A 20,190-nucleotide genomic window follows, 5' to 3' on the forward strand; every position below is an offset into this window, starting at 1 on the left:
GATACGCGGTTGCGGTTGCCAGCCAGGCGCGTGGCGAGCACGGATGCGTGCCGGTGCGTGGTGACGATGGTGCGTTGTTCTGACATTGGCGTGGGCTGTGCGGGCGGTCGTCCTGGCTGGCGTGGCTGGCAACGCCCGCGGGGGCGGTGCATAGTGATCGCGCCACAGACTGGGGATGGCGCCGTGAGACGGTCGTGAACCATGCCGTCGCACGCGGGGTTTCTTCCTGACGGGACAGGCTGCTTTCGAATCGGGACGGGATGCGTTGCATGGCAGATTCCACCTCACCACCCCATGCGGCCGGGCACGGCGGCGACAGGAAGGGGATGAGCGACGCGGAGGATTTTTTCGAACATGCCGCGGTGGGCATGCGGCTGGTCGCGGCCGACGGCACGATCCTGCGTGCCAACCAGGCCGAGCTGGACCTGCTGGGCTATCGCCGCGACGAGTATGTGGGCCACAACCTGGCCGATTTCGATGCCGACGACGACAACCTGTGCGCGCTGCTCGCGCGGGTGCGCGCCGGCGAATCGGTGGACAAGCGGCCGGCGCGGCTGATCGGCGGTGACGGCCGGGTGCGCCAGGTGCAGATCAGCTCCAGTGGACGCTTCGAGCGAGGCCAGTTCGTGCACTCGCGCTGCATCACCATCGACGTCAAGGAACAGAACTCGCGCCAGCGCGCCACGGCGGAGCGCGGTCGCCTCTCGCAGCAGTTGCTGCAGGCCTTGCCGATCGCCGTGCATGGCACCGATGCCGGAGGCGCCATCACCTTCTTCAATGAAGCGGCCGTGGAGCTGGCCGGGCGGCGCCCGATGCCGGGCGAGAAATGGTGTCTGTTTGCGCGACTGTTCCAGGCCGATGGCGCGCCGCTGCCGCACGAGCAGTGCGCGATGGCGCGGGCGGTGCGCGAAGCGCGGGCGATTCACGGCGACATCGCCTTGGCACAACGGGCCGATGGCCGGCGGATCGCGTTCGCCGCCTATTCCACGCCGTTGTTCGACGGGGGCGTGCTGACCGGCGCGGTGAACATGCTGGTGGACATCCCCGATCCGCGTGAGGCCGGGCAGGCCAGCAAGGATCTGAACAGCCACCTGAAGCGACGGATGGCCGAGCGCACCCGCGTCGCGGAAGCCGGCATGGCGGGCGTGAGCCGCAGCGAACGGTATTTCCAGCTGCTGGTGTCCAACGTGACCGACTACGCGATCTTCATGCTGGACCCGCGCGGCATCATCACCAACTGGAACACCGGCGCGGAGCGCATCAAGGGCTACCGCGCCGAGGAGATCATCGGCCAGCATTTCTCGTGCTTCTATCCGCCGGAAGAACGCAGTCGCGGCACGCCACAGACGGCGCTGGAAACGGCCAGGCGGGAAGGCCATTACGTGGCCGAGGGATGGCGGGTGCGCAAGGACGGCAGCCGCTTCTGGGCCAGCGTGGTGATCGACCCGATATACGACGATGGCGTGCTGGTCGGCTACGCCAAGATCACCCGCGACATCTCGCGGCGCCGGCAGGCCGAGACGGCGCTGGCCGAGAGCGACCAACTGGCACGCGGCATCATCGACTCCGCGCTGGACGGTTTTGCCCAGCTCGATGGCGCCGGCCGCATCGTGCGCTGGAACCCGCAGGCCGAGGCAATGTTCGGCTGGTCGCGCGCGGAGGCCCGCGGCAAGCCGCTGGCGACCCTGGTCGGTCCGCCCGGTCATCCCGAGCGACTGTTGGCCGACCTCGAACCCAGCCCGGCGCGGGGCGCCAGGCGCGGGGCGACACGGCAGAGCGAGATGGTCAACCGCGTGGGCGAAACGATCCCGGTGGAACTGAGCGTCAGCAGCCTGTCCTTGCACGGCGAATCGCGTACCAACGTATTCATCCGCGACCTCAGCGAAAAGATCCGGATCGAAGCGCAACTGCGCCAGGCGCAGAAGATGGAAGCAGTCGGCCAGCTCACCGGCGGCCTGGCCCACGACTTCAACAACCTGCTGCAAGGCATCATCGGTTCACTGGATCTGATCCAGCTGCACGCCAGCTCGGGCGACGCCGCCACGTTGCAGCGTTTCGTCCAGGGCGCGCTCAACTCGGCCAATCGCGCCGCGGCGACGACGCATCGCCTGCTGGCCTTCTCTCGCCGCCAGCCGCTGGACCCGCGTCCGGTGGCGGCCAACCCGTTGATCGCGTCGATGGAAGAACTGCTGCAGCGCACGCTCGGCGAGGCGGTGACGCTGCGCTTCGAGCTGGCGGACGACTTGTGGTTGACCCTGTGCGATCCGAACCAGCTGGAAAGCGCCTTGCTGAACCTGACCATCAACGCGCGCGACGCGATGCCCGACGGCGGCGACCTGCTGATCCGTTCGAGCAACCTGGACGCGGGCTCGATCGAGAGCGGCAACTGGCTGGAGGCGGACAGCGGGCAATACATCTGCATCGAGGTCGTCGACAACGGCACCGGCATGGCCCCGGAGGTGCTGGAGCATGCCTTCGAGCCGTTCTTCACCACCAAGCCGACCGGGCGGGGCACCGGCCTGGGCCTGTCGATGGTCTATGGTTTCGCACGGCAGTCGAACGGCTATTGCGACATCCGCAGCGCGGCGGGAGAGGGCACCTCGATCAAGCTCTATCTGCCGCGCCATGTCGAGCTGGCGCGCCCAGGGCACGATCAGGCCGAGGCCACCCCGCGCCCGTCGAACGGCGAAGTGGTGCTGGTGGTGGAAGACGAACAGGTGGTGCGCCAGGTGGTGGTAGAGGTACTGCACCAGCTGGGCTACGCGGTGCTGGAGGCGCCGGACGCCGATGCCGCCCTCGCCGCGTTGGAATCGCACGGCCACTTGCACATGCTGATCTCCGACATCAGCCTGCCGGGCATGAGCGGCCGCTCGCTGGCCGACACGCTGCGCGCGCGCCAGCCCGAACTGAAAGTACTGCTGATGACGGGCTATGCCGCCGACGCGGCCTCAAGCAAGGGTTTCGCCGCCGGCATGGAGCTGATCACCAAGCCGTTCACGGTGAGCGCGCTGACCGAGCGGTTGCAGCGGATGCTGGGCGATGTCGCGGACGGCGACGACGCGAACTGAGCCGGTCGGGTTGCTCAACCGCCCGCCGAAGCGGGCGGCGAAGCCAGCAGCTCGCGCACGATCTGCTGCAGCGTATCCACCGACACCGGCTTGTTCACCATGCGAACCCGCGGAAACTCCTGCGCCAACCCGCTGAGGTCGCCACCGGACATCACTGCAAACGGGACGTTGCGCTTCTGCAAGGCGGCCATCACCGGCCACGCATTCTCGCCGCGCAAGCCCACGTCGATCATCGCCGCATCGAGCCGGCTGGCCTCGACGTCGTTGAGCGCGTCGACCAGATTGAGGTCGACCAGCACCTCCAGGCCCATCGCCCGCAGCATGTCTTCCATCACCATGGCCACCACGGGGTCGTCTTCGACCACCAGCACGCGCTTGCAGTCTTCCATTTCCGCTTCCATTTCCGTGACCCTGGCGCCCGTCAAAGTCGCATTGTAGGCCGCCGACGGCGGTTTGGGATCGCCGTCCGGGGTGTCCGTCTTTCCCCGTTGCGTTCGCGGTTCAAGCCTTGCCGCGCGAGCCACCGACTTGCTTGGCCAGTTCGACCTTGCGCTGTTCCATGCGTGCGCCCAGTGCCTTGAGCTCGGCGGCCGAAAGCAGCTTCTTCGCCTCCTTGAACATCTCCTCCTCTTCCTCCTTGACGTGGTGTTCGACCAGTTCGCGCAACACCTTGGCGCGGCCGGAGAACTGCTCGCTGCCGACGTCGGTGTCGAGCAGGTCTGGGAGCACCAGATCGCCGGCGGCGCGATGCTCCTCCAGCGCCTCGAAGTACATCTTTGCATCGTCCTTCGTACCGGCCTTCCTGAAGGCGGGATAGAAGATCTCTTCCTCGATCGTGGTATGGACCTCCAGGTCGACGCGGATTTGTGCGAGCAGCTCGCTGCGTGTCTTCGCGGCGCGGGTGGTCGTTTTCGCAAGCTCGGCGAGCCGTTCCTTGACCTTCTTGTGATCGGCTTTCAGCAGTTGGATGGCATCCACGGGGCGCTCCGGTTCTGGCGGGGGAGGGAGTGGCGAGCATTCCATCCCAGGCGTGAATCCGGTGTCCCGCGAAGGCCCGGCCATCATCACGCCATCGCAGCGAATCGGGCCTGGTCCGGCCATCGGTAGCGGGACCCGCGACCGCGCGTGCACGCCGGCCACACCGAGGCTTCACCCGGCAAAACGCAGGCTGCCATCGTTCCCTCCACACACGAGCAGCAGGCATGGCAACCCACGACCGCAAAGACCGGCAACATCCCGGGCGCAAGAACGACAGGGAGCCACCGGAGACTCCCGAAACGCGGCGGCAACGCAAGAAGAAGGAAAGCGAGAACCAGGACGAGGCACTGGAGGAAACCTTTCCGGCCAGCGATCCTGTCTCGCCGTTCATCCCGTCCAAACCGCCGGAACCGGATTGAGTGAGAACATCGCCGACAACGGAGTACGCGCACAACTGCGCATGGCCCAAGTCGAACACCTCGACCAGGCAAGAACGATGTCCTTTGAAGACGACGGCTCTTCCAACGTCCGGAAGAAGCTGATTGGCACCTGGCGAGGCAGTGGCGGAGAGGGTCGATGCGCCGCTGGAGGAAGGTTGCCGTGGAGGCTGTCGCCTTCTATCTTTAATTTCGCATAATGTATATTATGTAAAATATAGAATACATCATCGAGGCATCGACTCTGCAGGCCCAGCAGATAAATGCATTCCCCTGGGGTTAATTGCGCTGGAGCCAGCGCTTTAGTGCAGCCAAACCATCGGTTCTCTGCACTATCGGGATTTATCCGACATTGTAGTCAGTGAGCTATTGACTCACTTTGTTGATTTCTTAGCCTTGGCAGCCTTCGACGATCCAACCGATCGAGGGGTGTGCTTCGCTCTGGGACGGGCGCTGGCTTTGGCGAGCGAGGTTTCGAGTGCGGCGGCTTTTCCTGACAGGCGCGCCACCTCCTTCTCGGCTGTCTGCAGTTGCCGGTGGGACGCCTCGCAACGTGCCTCAAGGGCTTGAACCGCCTCACGATAGCTCCGCTCAGTCGCTTCGTGGCGCTGCTGCCACTGCTTGGTTTCTTGCCGGGCGCGATCCACTTCCTGGTGCGCCCGGTCCTCAGTGGCTCTGATGTGTACCGCGGTACGCTCGCGTTCCTGATCCGTAGCAGCAAGGCGGGCGGTCTTCTCGGCCTGGAGCGCTTCGAGTTCACTCGTTTGCCGGTCGACCACCGCCTGCAACCGATCCCGCTGCTGCACCAGATCTTCCCGCAGGACATGACTGTCGCAGAGCTGGCTGTCCAGGTTGGCGCAGGCATGTTCGGCAAGCTCCTGGCGCGTTCGCGCTTGGGCCACCGTGGTCTCGGCCTCGGCCAAGGTGGCCGTCCAATGCGCTCGTTCCTCTTGGAGACGGGCTTCGCTCGCCGAAAGGGCGGCCCGGTCTTCGGCCAGCCGTGCTTGGAGGAGGCGTTCGGCATGGGCTACCGCTAACTGCCACAGCGCGGTCATGGCCTGCCCTGCCTCGGGCGGGAGATCCGGGAGCTGCAGGACGTTCTGCAGCCGTTCCGCCAAACCGCCGCGCCACGTGTCTAGCATGCGCGTGACCGTGTTCGGCGAGCCGGTGCCCAAGGCGGCTCGCACTTTTTCCACGGTGGGTTTGTCGCCGGCGGCGACCAGCGTGTCGGCGGCGGCGTTGACCTGATCCTGAGTGATTCCGCGTGGCATGAAACGGTCTCCTCGATCGATGCCCTGCCCTAGCCTTGACGTACTCACGATAAGTGATGATTATCGCCAGTAGATGCTCTATTTCGTAATATACATTACATATTATGAAGCATAAAAACATATCTTTCGCCCTTACCGCACCCGCTGCTAGCCTGGTGCTACCGGAACAGCTGGCCCAGCAGGCGGCCGACGCTGTGCGCGAATTGCTGGCCGAAGCCGCGGCGGCCAATACCACGCGCAGCTACGCGGCGGCCCTGCGTTACTGGGCCGGCTGGCACCAGGCCCGCTTCGGCCTTGAACTGACGCTGCCGATGAGTGAGGCAGCAGTCATCCAGTTCCTGGTCGACCATATCCAGCGCAAGAACAAGGCCGGCCTGGTCAGCGAGTTGCCGCCAGCCGTCGATGCGGCGCTGGTGGCTGCCGGCCTCAAGGCCAAGCTCGGGCCGCTCAAGCTCTCGACCGTGGTCCAGCGTGTGGCGGTGCTGTCGACGGCCCACAAGCTCAAGCGGCTGGCCAATCCATGCGAACTGCCCAGCGTGCGCACGCTGCTGAGCCGCGCCAAGCGTTCGGCCGTGAAGCGCGGCGAGCGGCCGACCAAGAAGACGGCCATTACGCGCCAGGAGCTCGAAGCCATGCTGGCCACCTGCGACGATTCGCTGGAAGGCCTCCGTGATCGCGCCCTACTCTGCTTCGGCTTCGCCAGCGGCGGGCGCCGGCGCAGCGAGATTGCCGACGCGGATCTGCGAGACCTGCGCAAGGTCGGCGAGGATGGCTATATATATAGGCTGGAGTATTCGAAGACCCAGCAGGCCGGGGTGAAGGCGGATTCGACGCCAGACAAGCCGATCCTGGGGCGCAGCGCGCAGGCACTCACTGCCTGGCTGGAGGCGGCGGGGATTCGCGAGGGCGCGATCTTCCGGCGGATCTGGAAGGAACGGGTCGGCCCCGCCCTGCTCCCGGGCTCGGTGGCGACGATCGTCAAGCGGCGGGCGGCGCTAGCAGGGCTGGAAGGCAACTTCGGAGCGCATAGCCTGCGCTCGGGCTTCGTCACTGAGGCGGGTAAGCAAGGCGTACCCTTGCCCGCGGTCATGGCGATGACCGAGCATCGCTCGGTGGCGAGCGTGATCGGGTATTTCCAAGCAGGTTCGGCAGAGGATAATCCGGCAGCACGACTTCTAAAATGACGGATCGGATATGCAAAGGCTGTAGCCGCGCATTGCAGACAGGATGCAAAACATGGATCTGAAGATGATCGACCTGGTTCGGTTACACCTGAGGATTGGGTATCTCGGCGACCTAACTCACCTAGTAGCGAAGCCACCAACTCGTGGCGCTGGTTCCCTGCGGGTGCTTGCTTGACACCCGAGACAATCGCTCGATTGTTAGCCTCAATGAACGCCGGCCGCCTTCTTGTGGTCTGCGGCGCAGGGCTATCGATGGCGCCGCCCAGCAGCCTGCCATCGGCCCGGGTGGTCGCCGAGCGGTGCTTTGACAAATATCGTCTCGAATCCGATCCGAACTGTAACCCCGCTCTTCGGGATAATTTGGAGGCCCTTGCCGAGCACTTTGCGGGCCTCAACACCCTACAGTCGGTCTTCATCGAACACCTCGTGCCTTGGCCTGAGTTCGTGCGGCCTTCAAATGCTGGGCATGCTGCAATAGCAGACTTCCTCATCACACGCGCCGCCGTTGCTGGCATATCGAGCAACTACGACACGTTGATCGAGAGGCGCGCCTGGGACTATGGCGCGGACTTCCGCGGCTCGCTCGACGGAGACGAAGCCACCGCCGATTCCGTTCGTCAGGCCCCTTTGCTGAAATTCCATGGCTGTTCCCATCGCGATCGGCGAGCCACAGTCTGGGCACCTTCACAGCTCGACGATCCGATCATCTCGGCTCGCATCATGCGAAGCAAAGTCTGGATGGCAGCCAACCTTCGCCAAAAAGACCTGCTGGTCGTCGGCTTCTGGTCAGACTGGGAATACCTCAACGCCGTAATCGGTGAAGCACTGATCGACGTGCAGCCACTGTCCGTAACAGTGGTCGATCTGTCATCCACAGATGCACTCGAGCAGAAGGCGCCGCAGCTCTGGCAGATAGCGCACGCACGAAACGTGACGTTCGAACATGTCCGAGAGTCCGGAGCTGCGGCGCTAGACGAGCTTCGTCGAGCGTTTTCATTGAGCTACCTTCGTCAGGTCTTGGACGCCGGACGGGCTGCCTTTGAAGAAGCCACTGGAGTCCAGTGCGACCCAGCTTGGCTTAACGTCGGAAATTTCGATAGCGAGGCGCTGTATGGTTTGAGGCGGGATGCCGAAGGCGTTCCGGCGGTGGAGCCGGCTAAGCTCCTGCGCCCAGGAAATCCAGAAGCTCTTGGCTTCTTCCACTTGCTGCTCCGTCAGGCTGGAGCCGTTCAACGCGCCGACGGTTACGATCTAAACGGCCGGAGCATTCGCGTCCTCAACGGAGCACAATTCATCCTCGGTACGCTACGCCAGAAGTTTGTCGAGCCGCCTGCCACGAAGCAGTCTGACATCGTTGTAGCAGTGGGTGCGACCGACTTAGGCGTGCCAAGCAACGTCGTACGCAGCGGACGGGCCGGCGACATCATTCGCGCTGACCCAGCAGGCGAATGGTACGACCTCCCTGGGGCAAGAGCTGCACTGGGTATCTGATGGACATCTTCACACAAGCTGAAATCCTCCTTCGCGATTCACAGTATGAAACCTGGACGTGGGCTGGCTCGACCAACTCTGTGACTTGTTTCGAAAACGCTGCGTTGATGGGATTCATCCATGTCTTCGCCACCGCAGATGCTCTCCTCAGCACGTGGAAGGAGAACCAGCAAGTCGCGTTAGCTCGGCACGCCGCTTCTTTTCGCGGCGCTGGAGCAAAAGCGTGGAATGTCTATTCGATTTTTTTGACACCGGATCGGGATGTGCGTCGAGGGCGTGAAATCGAGCGCATCGAAGAGGATTTTTCTTTGACCCGCAAGATCGCCAGGGCCTCCATCGTTACCGCCGATGACGTTGAGCGATCGCTGCTACCGCTGCTGTCTATACGTTCCAAGCCGCTGCTTGGTGCATCTGATTTCGAAACAAGACTGCGCACCAGATTGAAGGACATTCCTCCGGACGCCGTTACGGCGTTCCTCAATGAGGTGACACCGGCGGAAATCGCTCGCATCTTGGGGGCGACATCATGAGGCTTGATTTCATCGAAGTATGCGGCTTTCGTGGATTCAGAGATATCATCCGGATCAACTTCGGGCGGGGCTTCACGGTCATCACAGGCCGAAACGGCGTGGGCAAGAGCACACTGTGCGACGCTGTCGAGTTCGCGATCACCGGATCCATCGGGAAATATGCTGTCGAGAAAGCGGCTAACGAAAGCCTCCGCGATTATCTATGGTGGCGTGGCGAAGGTGTTCCGAAAGCCTACTACGTCACGGTCTCGTTCCTCGACGGCAACGGAAAGCCATTCACCATCACGCGCACGCGCGAGTCAGGCGCTGATCACTCAGCGGACGAAATCCACGACGCGCTTTGCCGCGGGCCTGCTCCAGACGACGCGCTTCGGCAGCTTACCCGGACATCAATCATTCGTGACGAGTGGATCGCAGCGCTCAGTCTGGACCTCACTGAAACGGAGCGATTCGACCTCGTCCGGTCGGCGCTCGGTGCTTTAGAGGGTTCGGAGGCAGGCAGCAGAGCCAAGGGGGTTGTGACGGCCGCCGAAGCGGCACACTCTAAAGACGAGGTCGCTTATGAGGCTGCTCGTACACAATTGGCGTACAAGCTGAAGGAACAGTCTGAGACGCAAACTGCCCTTAGCAGGTCGGGCGATGTGTCCTCTGCGCTCCAAGTAATCAGCGCCACCATGCCAGATGCGCCTTCCGAGCTGACGGCACGACTGACTGCGGGGCGAGATGCACTTGCTAAAGGACGAGCACGATTGGGTCGAATGGGTGAAGCGCTCCAACTCGGTCGTGAGGTCGCGTTAGCGCAAGCGATCTACAACGCTCCGGAGGCTGTTGCAGATCGAGAGGCAGCGTCAGCGGCGCACGAAGCAGCGCAGCGCGAGCTTCAGGCCGCCCAGCAAGCAGTCTCAGAAGCCGAACAACGCCTTGCGCGCGAAGAAGAGACGGACGCGATCGCGGTGTCGCTGAGTCTTCTCGTCGAGCATGGTGAGCGCCTCGGGCTGAACGAAGACCATTGCCCGCTGTGCGCTGCCCATCGGACGCCGGGCGAGTTCGCTGCTGGTCTGGCCGCTGCGCGGCGAAGGATTTCATCACTAGCGTCGGGCGTTCAGGCCGCTTACGAAGCACTCGCCACGGCAAAGGAGAACGCGCGCCAATCCGACCTCACGCTCCATGCTGCCGCCGCCGTGGTTCAAACTCATGCGGACGATCTGCGCAGGCTGCGCAAGCAGGAAGAGGCGCATGTCGAGTTCTACGATGAGTGGGGCCTCGAGCATCGCTTCATTAATCATTCTGAGGGGCTGGAGCGAGCCATTGCTGCCGAACGCGATCGGCTGATCGACCTTGAGCATGCACTACTCGTGCTGGAGGCCTCACAAGCAGTAACGCGAATGTCGTCGATCGAAAGCAACATTGCAGCACTGCGAATTGAAATTGAGAAGCTGGCGCAGGCGGTCAACCAATCGCAAAGTGCAGTCGTAGCGGCTCGTGAAATTGAACGCTCCGTTAGGCGTGTGAGCGCCGAAATCATCGACGAACGTCTCGCCCAGATCAGCCCACTCCTCAACGAACTGTATCAGCGTCTGAGACCGCACGCCGACTGGCGAACAATCGATTACAGCATTCGCGGCGACGTCCGTCGCTTCTTGAGCCTTAAAGTTGGAGACGGCCTGAACCCTCAATTTGTCTTCAGCAGCGGTCAGCGTCGCGCTGCAGGTCTCGCTTTCCTTCTCTCGGTCCATCTCGCACGGGCATGGACACCACTCAAATCCCTGCTGCTCGACGACCCTATTCAGCACATCGATGATTTCAGGGCACTTCACCTAGTTGAAGTACTAGCCGCTCTTCGCCTAGACGGGCGCCAGATCATCTGTGCCGTTGAGGACCCCGCGCTCGCCGATCTACTTTGCCGACGTCTAGTGAGCACCGCGACTGAAGGAGGCCGGCGTGTTGACATCGACCTCGGACCGCTCGGCGCAACCAGTGTGGCGACAGAGCAAGAGATCAATCCGATGCCAGTCGGTGTTTTACGTGGTGTCGCCACCGCATGAAAGCCAAAAGCGCTTTAAACGAGCCTCCTGCACCATATGAGCGTCGAGCGCACGGCCCTTGGAGCGACTTGGCGCTCCATACCATCGGTTGGCGTGCGTTTCAGGACCTGTGCTCCCAGGTGTGTGAGGTAGTACTCGGTCGGTCCGTGGAAATCTTCCGCGAAGCCCAAGACGGCGGTCAGGACGCGGTGTTCCTAATTCCTGCGGGAAACGGCGCCTTACCAATCGGCACGGTTCAGTGCAAGCACACGTCCGATGCCGCAAGAACATTGAAGATCAGCGATCTCACCGCCGAACTCGATCACGTCGAGGAGTTGGTCAAAGCTGGCCAAGCAGACACGTACGCCTTCATGACGAACATGAGCGTGGATGCGCCCGTCGCAGCTGCAATGCGTGCCAAGCTCCGGGAGCTCGGCGTGCGTAAGCCGCACATTTTCGGCCGCCAATATATCGTTCGTGTTATCAAGAGCAGTTCGCGTCTTCGGGCACTTGTCCCGCAGGTCTACGGCTTGGGGGATCTCACCTCGATCGTGGATGAGCGGCTCAGCGAGCAGAGTCGGGCGTTACTTGACAGCTGGATTCCAAAGCTTCGCACCTATGTACCTACCCAGGCCCATCGCGCTGCGGTCAATGCGATCTCCGAACATGGAGTAGTGCTGCTGCTCGGCAATCCCTCAAGCGGCAAATCGGCGATCGGTGCCATCGTATCGACCATAGCGTCGGAAAATCCGAACAACACCGTACTTGCTCTGACAAGCCCACGCGACTTTGAGGCAGGCTGGAATCCCAATGACCCCGGGCGCTTCTTCTGGATAGACGATGCCTTCGGCTCGAATGTATTACGCGACGACTATGTGCAGGACTGGGCATCAGCCTTTTCCAAGCTACAGGCCGCGATCAAGCATGGCAACCGCTTTCTACTAACTTCTCGCAAACATATTTATGAGGCAGCGAGGCGTCGGCTCGGACAGCGCAACCTTGCTCAATTCGTAGATGGCAGCGCTGTCGTGGATGTCGGCGAGCTGACATTCGAGGAGAAGACCCAGATTCTTTATAACCATATCAACTTCGGCGAGCAGAGCCAGAGCTGGCGATCAAGCGTAAAGCCGCATTTAACCGCGGTCGCCGCAGTTAGCAATTTTCTTCCTGGGATTGCCGAACGCCTCGGCGATCCAAACTTCACGAAAGGCCTAGCGCCTCGCGAGAGTTCACTCGTCCGCTTCATGGAGGAGCCGACAGAGCATCTAATCGATACCATTAACGCTTTGGACGATCATCTGCAGGCCGCGCTTATCCTCGTTTATGTCCATCAGGCCGGCTTCGATCCTAGCAACCATGACGCTTCGGCCGCACAGGCGGTAGCGGAACTGACTGGGTACCCTCTCTCTAAGATTCAGGATTGTTTTGCTGAGCTCAAGGGCTCGTTTCTGAAGCTCTCAGGATCAAGATGGATCTTCGCTCATCCGACAATCTCCGACGCCCTAACGGAAATTCTGCGCCAAAGGCCTCATATGATGGCGGCACTCTTACGGGGTGCCACTATCGACACTATTCTCAGCAGCTTCACGTGTGAGGGCTCGCCGCACATCCAAGACGCACTTCTAATTCCGGCTGCGCTCGACGACGCTCTGGTAGCTCGACTTGGCCGTACGCCTGACGAATTGCACCGCAATAGGATGCTATTTCACTTTCTGTCCTATCGTTCAAGCGAAGCCGTGTTCGTCAAAACCGTCGAACAGTTTCCAAATCTACTTCGACGGTTCTGCTGGCGCTCGGATCTCGCCAGCAACGACCCCAAAATTGCCACCTGCGCACGTGCCCATCATCTCGGCGTCTTGCCTGACGATCTGCACTCGGAAATCGCCGACAGGCTGGAATCTGCCATGCTCAGCGACCTCGACGTATCCTTCTTCGACGAGCCTCAGATGCTGGCAGCCATTCCGGCGCTAAGACTTATTGAAATGGGCTTAGCGCTGCGGACGACTGTGCTGCCGTCGATCGAAGAGCGGATCGACGAGATCGCGGCCGATGCCGACTTGGACGAAGAGCCTGACAGTCACTTTAATAAGCTTCTCGACATACTTGATCGCATTGAGACGATTGGTGTCGACACGGACGCCATGGCCTTGATCGGCGTAGCACGCGATCAGGTCAAGCGTTCGATCGAGACGCTTGAAGAGCGCAAACGAGAGCATGATGAAGGCTCCGAGGATGAAGTGGATTGGACGCATATCGTGACGCAAAACAAGGATGAAGCTCCGTCCTCCACCCCCGCCGTCACAAAGCGCTCGGTGTTCGACGACGTCGACAAATAGCTGCCCAAACATCAATCAATCCTGTTCTCCGGAGCCAGTCGCTGACGCGATGCCAGAATCCATTCGTGATGACCGACATGTGCCGGACATTTCGAGTATTGCGATCTGTTCCGACCAACCGTAAACGCTACAAAACAGCCGTGGGCTTGGGTGAACCGAACTTCTACTTTGGGGTCGAAATCGGCCCTACCCTACCCCCGATAACACCGGCTAATCGCTCTGCCTGACGCGCGCTTTGAAACTCCACCGAACATCGAGAATTCCACATGCTGACCCGGTTGCGAAACGGTGGCGTATGCTTATAGGAAGGACTGGGAGCGGTATCCGGGGGAGTTCAGATGGCGAGACGTTCGGCCGGAGGCGGCTTATGGCTGGTCTTTGGGACACTGGCGCTATTTGCAATGGTGCCCAAAGAGGTCTGGATCGGGCTCGGGGTAATTGGCGCGATTGCCCTGGTCGCATACTTGGTCATCAAGCATCTAGGCCAAAAGGAGAGGCACGATCCCTACCGGGATGAACCTACTCTGGGCGAGCTGATGGTCAAGAGCGGGCCCCAACGATCTGCCCGTCGGCCTGAGGCCTTGTCCTCTGGCCGGCCTCGCGCAGTCTCTGAACGCCCACGCCCTGCTGCGCTTGCTCCAGCGGTGAAGCGTTCCGGTCTGTCGCCCGAGTCGGGCACAGCTCGCCAAGCCACTATCGACGCGAACCGTGAGCGAGCGCAACTCCTGCGCGACAAGTTTCCTGCGACTCCGGCGCGAGCGAATGAGAGAGTGAGTGCGCCAGTTGTGCGTGCACCGTCTCCCGGTGCATCCCAACCCACTGCACCACCCCCAATAAGCGGACGAGCAATCACGCCGAGTTCGCCCTCAGATCCTATGTCTCCTCCCAGCCCTATCGCCGCGTCCACGACTAAGGTCGAGCCCTCGGCCGAGCCCTCCTTTGGAGGCTCCATGCTCAGAGGTTCGCCTGAGCCCGAACGCATGTTCTCGGTAGCAGCGAATACGAACCCTCCTTCGGCTCACACTCTACCTGCGGCGCCCGCCGGCTTCGGTGAGGGACGCTGGATACCCCCTGGCGAAAGCGTCGAAGTCGCCGGGATGAACTTGCCAGGCGGAATGCTCTATGTCGGTGGGAGGCTGAAGGCGCTCAATGGTGGCACTGATCCATGCCTGATCAGCGGCCAATACAATGTGGCGCGCGTGGGCAACTACTGCGCACGGCAGATGGGCTATTGGCCGAGCTACGCGGAAGCATCCCCAGAGGAACGGCGCGCTTACTTGAACTGGTTGTCGGAAGGTCGCTCGCACCCCGACTGCGACATCGGGTACGTATTTTTGTTTTTCTACGGACTCGAACGTCGCGTCATCGCGGACTCCCCCAACGACCCCTCAGCGCGAAATGACTGGCCAGCCATCGTCGTTGAGCTCCGGCGACTGCTTGCAATCTATGGCGAGAAGTCAGGATCGTTCAATCGCTACGCCGGCGAACTTCTGAGTTGGATTGAACTAGACGGAAAATCGAGCCAGCTCTATAAGCAGCCCGTCCCGGATTTCCCGAAAACCTATGATCTGCCACTGTATCTTCGACTAGCCCTCGGCCAAGCTGCCGTCGATCGAGTTCCGCTTTCCTCACACCTTGCGCTGGCTTGGCTCCGGTTAAGTCCGGAATGCCACTTGCGGACGGCGGCCACTCGTTGTCCCAACGAGTTCGAGCGGCTGTTCGCTCAGCGCTATCACGAAGTTCTCGGCCCGGGGCTAGTGCTTCCGAAAAACCGCACCAAGCTCAAGTTCGTGTACAAAGCCGCCTCCGCGGGGCTGCAGGGTGCCAACGTCACGATGTCGTTCGGGGACGTCCCGGACGTCACTGCCTTGACCGCACCTATCAGGAAGCTGATGGACATTTCGAGCCAGTGCACGGATGAACTTAGTTCTTACAGCCGCCTCATCGGAAAGGATCCTGGGGCAGCCGAAGCGTTGGAAGGACTGTTGCTGTTGCCCGCTACCCTCTGGCCTGCAGCTACTCAAGCAAAATTGCGAGCGTTGACCGCACAGATGCACGAAGGCCGGCTGTCGCTGCCACTGAAAGAACTTCTTGCAGTGTTGGGTGGTGCCAACCAAGCGTTCAATCGAGATCGCGCGCGAGGCTTGGCGCGAGCGCTTGAAGGCGTCGAAATTGGGATGGAGCCACATGTCCTCGGTGGCGCCAAGGCACCAGGCGAGCAGGACACGATCGTGTTGTTCGCTCAACCGCCCATGGACTCGGATGTGGGTTCGCGTACCGAGTATCAAACGGCTGCGTTGACGCTGCAGTTGGCGTCGGCCGTGGCCCAGGCTGATGGAGACTTCGATGATCGAGAGATCGCACATCTGCGGGCGGAAATCGAAGGATGGGCGCACCTTACCCACGCCGAGCGCCGCCGGCTGCACGCGCATCTGCAATGGTTGACCACCTCGCCAATGAACTTAACGGCGCTGAAAAAGAAGCTGGAGCCCTTGCCCACCGCGGCGCGCGAGACGCTCGCTGCCTTCATGGCGGCTCTAACCCAGGCCGACGGCTTCGTCTCGCCCGATGAAGTGAAATTTCTGGAAAAGGTTTACAAAGCTCTCGGCGTAGAACCCAAGCGCGTCTTCAGCGACATCCACACTGCGGGTTCCGGCGGCGCGGCTGTGTCCCCTGTCCAAGCTGGGAAGCAGGGTTTCCACTTGGATGCTGAGCGTATCGCGGCATTGCAAAAAGACACGATACGGGTCTCGGCACTGCTTTCGGAGATCTTCGCCGAGGAAGCTGACAGTCTGCACGAGTCTGCTGCGCCCACCTCGGAACCGGAGGTCGAAGACAAAGCCAATGCGCCGCTGGGCCTGGACGAGGACCATTCCGCCCTGCTGCGCTTGCTACTGTCGCGGCCCGAGTGGGCGCGTGCCGAGCTGGAGGACGCTGCCGCCGACTTGGACCTGATGCTCGACGGCGCGATGGAACAGATCAACGAGGCGGCTTTCGAGGCGTTCGACGAGCCCCTGTTTGAAGGCGAAGACCCGATTTCAGTGAATACCCAACTACTTGAGAAGATCGAAGCATGAATGCTGCCATTCGCCCCAAGGATCGCGATGCCGTCATCCAATCTCTGCGCGCCGGTGTCGTGCCCCGTGCGGGGCAACACCTGATTCAGGTTGCCCGAGGTAGGGAGATCGAAGCGTTGGTCGCGGATACTGACCGCGTTGCCGATGGTGGCTCATCGTTCCGCTTCGTCATCGGCGAATATGGTGCGGGTAAGACGTTCTTTCTCAATCTGATCCGCGCCATTGCCATGGAGCGGAAGCTTGTCGTTGCCAACGCCGACCTCAATCCCGATCGACGCCTGCACGCGTCCGGCGGGCAGGCACGGTCACTGTATGCCGAGCTCATGCGCAACTTGGCCACGCGAACCAAGCCAGACGGTGGCGCCTTGTCCGGCGTGGTCGAGAAGTTCATCGCCACGGCCAGGTCCGAAGCCAAAGCACAGAACCAATCCACTGAACAGGTCATCCGCTCGAGGCTGGAACAACTGACCGAGCTCGTCAACGGTTACGACTTTGCCGATGTCATCGCGGCCTATTGCCGCGGCGTCGAAGAAGGAAACGAGCAGCTGAAGTCAGACGCGGTTCGCTGGTTGCGCGGTGAATTTGCGACCCGGACCGACGCGCGCGCGGCACTGGGCGTTCGTACGATCGTTGATGACGCATCGGTCTACGATCAGCTGAAGCTCATGGCAAGATTCGTGCGCTTGGCTGGATACGCGGGGTTGTTCGTGTGTCTGGATGAAATGGTCAATCTCTACAAGCTTGCCAATTCGCAAGCGCGCAGCTCCAACTACGAACAGATCCTGCGCATGCTCAACGACTCCCTGCAGGGCACGGCTGTAGGCCTTGGATTCGTGCTGGGCGGTACACCGGAGTTTCTGATGGACACGCGCCGCGGGATTTACAGCTACTCGGCACTTCAAAGTCGGCTTGCTCAGAACACTTTCGCGACCAATGGGCTTGTCGATTTCTCGGGCCCGGTGCTGCGCCTTTCGAGCTTGACCATGGAAGATTTCTACCTGCTGCTGGGGAAGATCCGCCACGTATATGCCGCCGGTGACACCGCCCGATATTTGCTTCCGGATTCGGCGATTGTGAGCTTCATGGAGCACTGCGCCAATCGCATCGGTGACAGCTTCTTCCGCACGCCGCGCACCACGATCACGTCCTTCATCAATCTCTTGGCCATCCTGGAACAGAACCCTGGCACCGACTGGACAAGCCTGATCGAAGAGGTCCGGGTAGAAGCTGATGAAGGTGGTAAGAGCGATATGGCCGTAGATCCGGAAGACGAGTTGGCTTCGTTCAAACTCTGATGGCAACGTCACAGGCTTTCCTGCAGCTAGATCCTCGGATACAACGCTATCTGTGGGCCGAGGGTTGGGGCGCGCTGCGCGATGTGCAGGAACAAGCCATTCCACTGATCCTGCCTGGTGACCAAGATGTCATCGTGGCTGCCGGCACGGCCTCGGGGAAAACCGAAGCTGCTTTCCTCCCAGCCCTAACCCATCTGCTCGACCGGTCAAACGACGGTTTGATCGTCTATATCAGTCCGTTGAAAGCGCTGATCAACGACCAGTTTGGGCGCTTGGACCGTCTCTGCGAGAACCTGGACGTGCCCGTTTGGCCGTGGCACGGGGATATCAGTTCAACTTCCAAGAGGAAGTTCGTGCAAAAGCCAACTGGCGTGCTCTTGATCACGCCAGAGTCTCTGGAAGCCACATTGTGCAATCGTGGCACGAGCATCGCCGCCCTGTTCAAGCAGATGACCTTCTTTGTCATCGACGAACTCCATGCGTTCATCGGCACCGAACGCGGGAAGCAACTGCAGGCGCTGATGCACCGTATCGAAGTCGCACTGGGGCGCACGGTGCCTCGCATCGGCCTTTCCGCCACGCTGGGCGATATGGGCTTGGCGGCCCAATTCCTACGGCCCGACTGCCCGGTAGCGATAGTCGACGCGGCATCGACTGGTGGCCAGTTGCTGATCTTGGTCAAAGGGTTTGAAGAACCCGTGGCCGCCGACGGAACGGGCGGCAAGGACGATCCGGAAACGGAGCGTGCGCCGCTGGCGATAGCCCAACACATGTTCAAGACTTTGCGCGGCTCCAATAACCTCGTATTCCCGAACAGCCGTCGGGAGGTCGAGCGCTATACACATCTTCTGAATGAGTTGTGCGATCGGGCCCAAGTTCAAAAGGAGTTCTGGCCACATCACGGCAACCTGTCGAAGGAGATCCGGTACGAAACCGAGGCGGCGCTGAAACAGCGCGAGCACGCGGCGACTGCCGTTTGCACTAGCACTTTGGAGCTAGGCATCGACATCGGGGCGGTCAGAAGCGTAGTGCAGATCGGCACGCCACCATCCGTTGCAAGTCTCCGACAACGACTTGGCCGTTCCGGCCGACGCGAGGGCGAACCGGCAATCCTGCGCGGCTATGTCATCGAAAGCGCCTTGGATGCGAAGGCTGGCCTGGAAACTCGGCTTCGATTGGACACGGTACAGGCTGCGGCCGTCATTTCGCTCCTGCTGGAAAATTGGTTCGAGCCGCCCGCCGTGAACGGGGCGCACTACTCCACGCTCGTGCAGCAGCTCCTGTCTTCCATCGCGCAGTACGGTGGTCTTCAGGCAACGCAAGCGTTCCACCTTCTCTGCACTCCCCCCGGTCCGTTCGAGCGGGTGTCCAAAGACGCCTTTGCCGAGCTGCTGCGCACCCTGGGGCAAAAGGAGATCCTGACGCAGGATCACTCAGGGCTGCTGCTTCATGGTCGCATCGGCGACAAGATCGTCAATCACTATTCCTTTTATGCGGCGTTCTCGAGCGACGAGGAGTTCCGCATCGTTTCCAGTGGCAAAGCATTGGGGACGCTACCTGTCTCTCAAATGATGACCCCTGGCCAGCGCATCTTGTTCGGGGGGCGTACTTGGCTCGTTGAAGCGATCGACGAAGAACACAAAACAATCCATGTCGCGCCCGCCAAGGGCGGCGCTCCGCCGCTGTTCAATGGTGGTAGCGGGCGTGTACATACACGGGTGCGGCAGCGTATGCGCGATATCTATGTTGCGCACGACGCGCTGCCCTTTCTCGACCCCACGGCACAACGCTTCTTGGGGGAAGGACGTGAGGCGTTCGCTACGCTTGCGTTGGCCGACCGTTTGCTGCTGGATCAGGGAAGCCAAGCGATCCTGTTGACTTGGCTGGGCGACGCGGCCAACGAGGCCATCGCTTGCGTACTGATGTCGCGTGGCGTTCAGGCATCTACAGGCCGGCTGGGGGTCGAGATCCAGCGCGCAGGCCGTAGCCTCGAAGAGATCGAAGGTTTGTTAGGTGACATCTGTTTGGAACCTGCCGCATCTGTGGACGAACTGCTCGCGAAGGTAGGCAATCTCGTCCGCCAAAAATGGGATGGATTGCTTTCGCCGCACCTACTGCGGCAAAGCTATGCCAGCTCCAACTTGGATCTCGATGAGGCTCTGGCTTGGCTTCGCGCGACGTTTGAATCGCAGCGATATCAGATCAGCGACGGTGCCTAACTCATTTGCCGGCCAGATCTTTAGGGAAAGTCCCAGCTGGCGGTTCGAGGGGCACGTTCTGGCGAGGCTGATATCTGCTTCGAAAATAGCCCTGCCCTACCCCTGATAATTTGACCTTATCACCCTGCCCTGGTACCTGCGCCGAATTGAGTTTGGTGTCGCTGATGCCGCGTAGACGCACCTGTGCCCAGCCGACACGCCCCTAAACTTTTGTCCCGTCCCCCGGATAGGTTCCTGAGGTGGTCGCCATGGTGGCGGACACGGCAGGAAGGTCAGGGGC

General features: G+C 61.2%; 13 protein-coding genes. 10 read left to right on the forward strand and 3 right to left on the reverse strand.

Going from position 1 to position 20,190, the window contains the following annotated elements; genetic code table 11:
* The first annotated feature begins 269 nt into the window (after window positions 1-269).
* Window positions 270-3,068, forward strand: coding sequence for a PAS domain S-box protein (locus ACVCL3_RS02645; protein ID WP_447100345.1), 2,799 nt, complete (start codon window positions 270-272; stop codon window positions 3,066-3,068).
* A gap of 14 nt (window positions 3,069-3,082) precedes the next feature.
* On the opposite strand, the gene ACVCL3_RS02650 is transcribed toward ACVCL3_RS02645, so the two are convergent.
* Together ACVCL3_RS02650 and ACVCL3_RS02655 are read right to left on the reverse strand one after the other, a co-directional pair.
* Window positions 3,083-3,457, reverse strand: coding sequence for a response regulator (locus tag ACVCL3_RS02650; protein ID WP_447100346.1), 375 nt, complete (start codon window positions 3,455-3,457; stop codon window positions 3,083-3,085).
* 112 nt (window positions 3,458-3,569) lie between these two features.
* Entirely contained in the window at window positions 3,570-4,046 is a 477-nt protein-coding gene (locus ACVCL3_RS02655) for a hemerythrin domain-containing protein (protein ID WP_447100347.1), read from the reverse strand.
* Between the two features lie 224 nt (window positions 4,047-4,270).
* Here ACVCL3_RS02655 and ACVCL3_RS02660 point away from each other — a divergent pair, with 224 nt between their 5' ends.
* Entirely contained in the window at window positions 4,271-4,465 is a 195-nt protein-coding gene (locus ACVCL3_RS02660) for a hypothetical protein (RefSeq protein ID WP_395118438.1), read from the forward strand.
* A 392-nt stretch (window positions 4,466-4,857) separates the two neighbouring features.
* On the opposite strand, the gene ACVCL3_RS02665 is transcribed toward ACVCL3_RS02660, so the two are convergent.
* Entirely contained in the window at window positions 4,858-5,754 is an 897-nt protein-coding gene (locus tag ACVCL3_RS02665) for a DNA-binding protein (RefSeq protein WP_447100348.1), read from the reverse strand.
* Window positions 5,755-5,858: 104 nt separating this feature from the next.
* On the opposite strand from ACVCL3_RS02665, the gene ACVCL3_RS02670 reads away from it, so the two are divergent.
* The 8 genes from ACVCL3_RS02670 to ACVCL3_RS02705 all read left to right on the forward strand — a co-directional run bounded on the left by ACVCL3_RS02670 (window position 5,859) and on the right by ACVCL3_RS02705 (window position 19,910).
* On the forward strand, window positions 5,859-6,938 hold the full coding sequence (locus ACVCL3_RS02670) for a site-specific integrase (protein ID WP_447100349.1): 1,080 nt from the start codon (window positions 5,859-5,861) through the stop codon (window positions 6,936-6,938).
* Window positions 6,939-7,145: 207 nt separating this feature from the next.
* Window positions 7,146-8,429 (forward strand): SIR2 family protein, encoded by a 1,284-nt coding sequence (locus ACVCL3_RS02675; protein ID WP_447100350.1) that lies wholly within the window; start codon window positions 7,146-7,148, stop codon window positions 8,427-8,429.
* Complete coding sequence (locus tag ACVCL3_RS02680; RefSeq protein WP_447100351.1) at window positions 8,429-8,959, forward strand: hypothetical protein; 531 nt, start codon at window positions 8,429-8,431, stop codon at window positions 8,957-8,959. The genes ACVCL3_RS02675 and ACVCL3_RS02680 overlap by 1 nt, the downstream gene beginning before the upstream one ends.
* A complete protein-coding gene (locus tag ACVCL3_RS02685; RefSeq protein WP_447100352.1) occupies window positions 8,956-11,004 on the forward strand; it encodes an AAA family ATPase in 2,049 nt (682 codons plus the stop codon). Before ACVCL3_RS02680 ends, ACVCL3_RS02685 begins: the two co-directional genes overlap by 4 nt.
* Before the next feature lie 146 nt (window positions 11,005-11,150).
* Window positions 11,151-13,319, forward strand: coding sequence for an nSTAND3 domain-containing NTPase (locus ACVCL3_RS02690; protein ID WP_447100353.1), 2,169 nt, complete (start codon window positions 11,151-11,153; stop codon window positions 13,317-13,319).
* Window positions 13,320-14,269: 950 nt separating this feature from the next.
* Window positions 14,270-16,396, forward strand: a complete 2,127-nt coding sequence (locus tag ACVCL3_RS02695) for a tellurite resistance TerB family protein (RefSeq protein ID WP_447100354.1) — start codon at window positions 14,270-14,272, stop codon at window positions 16,394-16,396.
* Window positions 16,393-17,691: an ATP-binding protein gene (locus ACVCL3_RS02700; protein WP_447100355.1), complete on the forward strand. Its 1,299-nt coding sequence runs from the start codon at window positions 16,393-16,395 to the stop codon at window positions 17,689-17,691. The genes ACVCL3_RS02695 and ACVCL3_RS02700 overlap by 4 nt, the downstream gene beginning before the upstream one ends.
* Window positions 17,691-19,910 (forward strand): DEAD/DEAH box helicase, encoded by a 2,220-nt coding sequence (locus ACVCL3_RS02705; RefSeq protein ID WP_447100356.1) that lies wholly within the window; start codon window positions 17,691-17,693, stop codon window positions 19,908-19,910. The genes ACVCL3_RS02700 and ACVCL3_RS02705 overlap by 1 nt, the downstream gene beginning before the upstream one ends.
* The last annotated feature ends 280 nt before the right edge of the window (window positions 19,911-20,190 follow it).

Source organism: Rhodanobacter sp. UC4437_H4, assembly GCF_052978425.1.

Coding starts and splice junctions, on each gene's coding strand:
- ACVCL3_RS02675 (WP_447100350.1), top strand. CDS start 7,146: ATGAACGCCGGCCGCCTTCTTGTGGTCTGCGGCGCAGGGCTATCGATG.
- ACVCL3_RS02705 (WP_447100356.1), top strand. CDS start 17,691: ATGGCAACGTCACAGGCTTTCCTGCAGCTAGATCCTCGGATACAACGC.
- ACVCL3_RS02695 (WP_447100354.1), top strand. CDS start 14,270: ATGCTCAGAGGTTCGCCTGAGCCCGAACGCATGTTCTCGGTAGCAGCG.
- ACVCL3_RS02650 (WP_447100346.1), bottom strand. CDS start 3,457: ATGGAAGACTGCAAGCGCGTGCTGGTGGTCGAAGACGACCCCGTGGTG.
- ACVCL3_RS02700 (WP_447100355.1), top strand. CDS start 16,393: ATGAATGCTGCCATTCGCCCCAAGGATCGCGATGCCGTCATCCAATCT.
- ACVCL3_RS02660 (WP_395118438.1), top strand. CDS start 4,271: ATGGCAACCCACGACCGCAAAGACCGGCAACATCCCGGGCGCAAGAAC.
- ACVCL3_RS02685 (WP_447100352.1), top strand. CDS start 8,956: ATGAGGCTTGATTTCATCGAAGTATGCGGCTTTCGTGGATTCAGAGAT.
- ACVCL3_RS02680 (WP_447100351.1), top strand. CDS start 8,429: ATGGACATCTTCACACAAGCTGAAATCCTCCTTCGCGATTCACAGTAT.
- ACVCL3_RS02645 (WP_447100345.1), top strand. CDS start 270: ATGGCAGATTCCACCTCACCACCCCATGCGGCCGGGCACGGCGGCGAC.
- ACVCL3_RS02665 (WP_447100348.1), bottom strand. CDS start 5,754: ATGCCACGCGGAATCACTCAGGATCAGGTCAACGCCGCCGCCGACACG.
- ACVCL3_RS02670 (WP_447100349.1), top strand. CDS start 5,859: ATGAAGCATAAAAACATATCTTTCGCCCTTACCGCACCCGCTGCTAGC.